Genomic DNA, 5,029 nt, shown 5'->3' with positions numbered 1-5,029 from the left:
CTGGATGAGTTTCCGCAACGGCAAGCCGGTCGGCGGGATCAACTATTTCCGCGGCCGCTGGTCCTACAACCTCGACCTGCGCCTGTCCAAGACTTTCAGTCTCGGCGGCTCGCGGCGCGTCTCCCTGTTCGGGGAGGTTTTCAACGCCCTGAACCAGAAACTGCCCACTCCCTATCCCTCCGGATACACATATCAGGAGTATTACCGGGGCCCGATGGGGGGCGTGGAAGAGGTCTGGAACGACAACCTCCCGGCGATCAAAAAAGCCTGGTTCCAGAACGATTACAACCAGGATGGCGTGCTGAGCCTGATGGAAGCGGCCAAGGGGAACATCGCCCAGAGTTTCATGAACAGCACGATGGACAAGACTGCATGGGGTATGGCCCGTCAGGTGCGTCTCGGGGCGGAGTACACGTTCTGATTCAGCCTGACGGCCGGTGCGACAGCGGACGGTTTGCTGTCCAGTCCAATGCAGACACAATACAGGAGTGAACCTATGCTTCAAAAGAGATTTCTGATCTTGACTCCGGCCCTGGCCGCGATGCTGGCTTGCCTGGCATCGACAGCCTTCGCCGAGGTGAAAAGCTCTTATACCGCGAACGGTAACAATGTCGGCCTGGTGGTCGGCACCAACCAGTACGGCGGCCCCCTGGTGAGCGATGTCCACCAGTACCCTGCCGGAAGCGGTAATTTCTATGCGGTGGGCCGCTGGAACTGGGGAGTCCATGTGATCAGGGATGCCGACGGCAACGGGACGGTCGAGGACACGGCCTGCATCCTGTCCCGCGGCGGAAGAGTGGTCGGCTGTGTAAGCTCCCTGGAACAGATCGACCTTATCACCTCCCTGGCCACGGCCGGCGAGAAAATGGATGAGGCCACCGCCCGGCTGGAAAACAACCGCCTCTTCGTTTCCAGCGATGCCGAGGACCTGGCGGTCTGGCCGGCCGAGTTCCGCGAAGGGCGGTCCACCGGCGGCGCGCCGATCCTCCACGGCGCGCTGACCATCGCCTCCCGCTTCGGCGACACTTTCGGCATTCCCGGGGTGGGCCAATCGGTGGAGTACCAGTTCTATTTCCTGAACTTCGCCGAATCGAACAACATGGTCTACATGCACGTCTTTTTCCGCAACATGTCGGAATACCTCAAGTGGAGTCCCAACCCGGATATCGTGGCCAAGGTGGCCAACACTCCCGATGGCCAGACCTGGGTCGGGGCGATCCAGTACTACTGCACCGCCAACGGCTTTTTCGTCGGCGGGGAGGACGAGGCCTGGGCTTATTACTTCCCGAAGCAGATCATCGTCCAGGCGGACCGCAACGGCGTGGAAAGCTCTTTTTCCGGCAACCCCGCGGCCATGGCCTACTACCAGATGCGCAACCCGCAGCACGGCGAGGACGAAATCCGGCTGACCAACACCTGCGCCCTGGGCTGGAACGGGGCGGAGTACGGGTTCTATCCCGAGGAGCCGATGGCCAGCGGCTATTCGATGGGTCGCTCCTACCGTTACGCCCAGGGACGCTGGGCCGCCACCGGCGAGTTCTACGCGCCGTCGATCAGCCCCTTTACCGGCAAGCCGCTCGACGGCTGGCCGGGCGTGCTGCTGCCGGATGACTCCCGCTACCGGCAGTGGATCTGGGGCGAGCAGAACGCCATGAACAGCTACAACTACTGGGGCGAGATGCACAACGTGACCCCCAGGGACTCGTTCAGCCTGGATGCGGCGATCATGTTCACCTACCTCGATCCGCCGAACTTCAGCTTCCCGAGTTCGCAGGACATCAACAACATAGACGATCAGAGCGTGCAGACCGCCTTGAACCCTATCCTCGACATGGCCAACGTGGCCGAGGTCGTCTATAACGGTCATTTCGTCCTGCCCGAGACACCGGCCTCGCCCCCGCTGACCATCATCCCCGGCGACCGCCAGGTTACCCTCACCTGGAGCGACATCAACCTCCACACTCCGGATGCCTATTACGCGTTCCTGCAGAATAATCCGGAACTGGACCCCGACCACCTCTACCGGGAGTTCGATTTCGAGGGCTTCCGGCTGTACCGCAGCTTCGTCGGCCCCTCGGACTCTCATTCCGAGCTTATCTGGCAGGGCAGCCTTTCCCAGAACAACGTCAATTTCTTCTACGTGGATGTTTATTCGGATGACGAGCCGCTGTACCGGATGCGCAACGGAATGAAAGTCTGGTACGCCCTGGTGCCCTATGACCGGAACTATGACCCGTCCACCGGCACGGAGTTCAGCCTGCCCGATCCGTCCAGCGGCAAGCAGTGGAACCGGCCGGGCAACGGGCTGTATGTCATCCTGCCGCGCAGCGACGCCTCGAATTTCAAGGGCGCCGACATGCAATCGATAACCTTCAACCCCCTGTCCGGAACGCCGGAAACCGAGGGGACTGTGATACTGGCGGGAGACGGGGACGGGAACCTTACCGAAGCGCCCAAGGTGCTGGCCCCGGCTATCGGCAACCTGATCTTTCAGCCGGTCAACAGCGAGCGGATCACCAGCGCCCTGAACCTGAGCCTGCGCTGCACCGGAGCCGATGCCTACGACAAGAGTTGTGCGGGAAGAATTATGGCCGGCCAGCGCTCCATCCAGTTAATTGACGGCAGCTATCAGAGCCCCACGATGACCCTGCTGGGCGGCGGCGACGACAACCAGAGGTTCACTTTCAACGGCCCGGTGGATGCCGACGGCATCAACTACGCTCTGGATGTGACTTTCACCGGCCTGGCCAACACGAACACGGTCGGCGACCCGCTATACCACCAACTCGACGCCGGGGGCTACACCGGCGCCGATATCGGTCTGTGGACCGGCCGCTGGTGCGGCGAGGACACCGAGCCCGGCTCCCTGCCCAGCAATATCGCGTTCACCAGGAGCGGACAGTTCCGGGTGACCTGGCAGGATGCGGGCAGCGGCATGCTGACGGTGGATGTCCAGGACCTTACGCGCGGCGCGGCTTTCCAGCACGTGAAATTCATGGACGAGACCGGCTGGGGCTTCCAGACCGTGGAAGGCTTCGGAGGCGGGTTCACCAGCGGCTCCGAGGGCAACTACATCACGGAGACTTTTATCGACCGGGCGCCCAGGAGCGAGCGCCAGTACCAGATGACCGACAAGATCGCGGTGGACAACACCGAGGAATTCGGATTCTGGATCGACGGCCTGACCTGGGTGGTGCGCAGCGAAAGCGGACTGACCATGCCGGCGCCCGGGACGGTCTGGACCGTCACCGTGGCTTTCGGGACATGGAACGATGACATGACCGAGTTTACCCAGTATCCCGACCTGCCGCAGGTCGGCGACAGCTGGTCGGTGGTTGTCAACCCCTCCTCGCTGAAAGCCGAGGACGCGGACCTGTCAAAGATCAGGGTCGTTCCGAACCCCTATCTGGCTTCCTCGTTCCTCGATCTTTCGCCCAGTTCGCGCCGGATCGAGTTTATCAACCTGCCCGACCTCTGCACGATCCGGATTTACTCGCTGGGCGGCCACCTGGTCAATGTCCTGAACCACATCGGCTCGAACCGGTACGGATGGGGGGATTACAAGGACTGGGACAGGCTCGATATCAGCAACAATCCCAAGGAGTTCTCCGGATACGACAACCACAGCGGGACGGAGCCCTGGAACATGCGGAACCGTTTCGGACAGACCGTGGCCAGCGGGTTGTATTTCTATCTCGTGACTGACTCACGCGGGAAGAGCTACACCGGCAGGTTCTACATAGTCAATTGATGAAGTCGAGCCGTGCGTATAACTATTGCGACGAGGAGTTTCCTCTTGAATAAACGGAGGCAAGATATGTTAAGTACAAAGGTCAAGCGGACTTTATTGACCGCGTGTCTGGCCTTGATGTTCGTCACGCTGCCGTCGTTCGCGCAGGGTGTGTCGAACCAGGAATACACCGGCCTGGACAAGTATATCACACAGGGGCGGCCACGCGATGCGTCCTTTGTCGGGGTCCGGGCGGCGGAATTCCTTGAAATCCAGGTAGGCGCCCGTGGAATCGGCCTGGGCGGCGCCTACACGGCTGTGTGCGACGACATTTCCTCGATCTGGTGGAACCCGGCCGGCCTGGGATTCCTGCAGAACAAGCAGGTCATGGTGACCATAGTCGATTACACCATGGACCTGACTTACAGCTATGCCGCCGGGGCAGTGCCGGTCGGCGACGGGAACATTGTCCTGGGTGGATTTTTCGGCTACCTGGACGTTCCCGAGACCGAGATCACCACCATCACCAGCCCGAACGGCACCGGGCGGACTTACAACGCCTATGATTACCAGATGGGTGGCACGGTGGCGATGACTTTCTCGGACCGCTTTGTCGGCGGCCTGAGTGTCAAGTACATCCACCAGGACCTGCTGGGCAACCTGGGCGGCAACGCTTTCGCAATCGATGCCGGAGCGATCTATCATACCGAGTTCGCCGGCAGGGAGATCAAGTTCGCCTTCGCCATCCAGAACCTGGGGACCAACATCACCATGCACGGCCCCAACCTTCTGTATGAAGTGGGTCCGGAGGATTATGACGACAGCTATCCCTCCGGGTACAGCGATTATTCGGACCTGAAGACCAGCACCTCCCGCCGGGCGAACCGCTGGATGTACCGCCAGACACACACCTACCGTCTGCCCACGGTGCTCAAGCTGGCCCTGGCCTACAACCTGCTGACCAGCGAAAAAGCCAACTGGCTGGCTACCGGCGAAATCTGGCGCAACAGCAACATACCGCTCAGCTATGCCACCGGGACCGAATTGAATTATAATTTCACCCAGTTCATATCGGGGGCCCTGCGCCTCGGCTGGCTCATCCAGACAGATGAATACACCGAGGATACGGATGCTTTCGGATACAAGTACTGGGGTGATGATCCCACGCTGCAAGGCTTGAGTTTCGGCGGCGGAATGATGCGCAAGGTCGCCGGGCGCACGAGCAGTTTCAACTACGCATACCGGAACAAGGGCCGTCTGAGCGCGGATAATTTCTTCACGGTGAGCCTGGGTTTTTAG

The 5,029-nt window shown here is 60.7% G+C and carries 3 protein-coding genes; all 3 read left to right on the top strand.

Annotated features, from left to right (window positions below):
- A partial coding sequence (locus LLH00_14055) for a hypothetical protein (GenBank protein ID MCE5272398.1) occupies positions 1–421 on the top strand: 421 nt, incomplete at its 5' end.
- Between the two features lie 75 nt (positions 422–496).
- Positions 497–3,751, top strand: a complete 3,255-nt coding sequence (locus LLH00_14050; protein ID MCE5272397.1) for a hypothetical protein — start codon at positions 497–499, stop codon at positions 3,749–3,751.
- Between the two features lie 66 nt (positions 3,752–3,817).
- Positions 3,818–5,029 carry a PorV/PorQ family protein gene (locus tag LLH00_14045; protein MCE5272396.1) on the top strand — a complete coding sequence of 404 codons (1,212 nt, stop codon included), beginning with the start codon at positions 3,818–3,820 and terminating at the stop codon, positions 5,027–5,029.

This window comes from bacterium (assembly GCA_021372515.1).
Classification (GTDB): domain Bacteria; phylum Gemmatimonadota; class Glassbacteria; order GWA2-58-10; family GWA2-58-10; genus JAJFUG01.
Note: the sequence above shows the minus strand (reverse complement) of the source record. Positions and strands in the feature narration are given on the sequence as shown.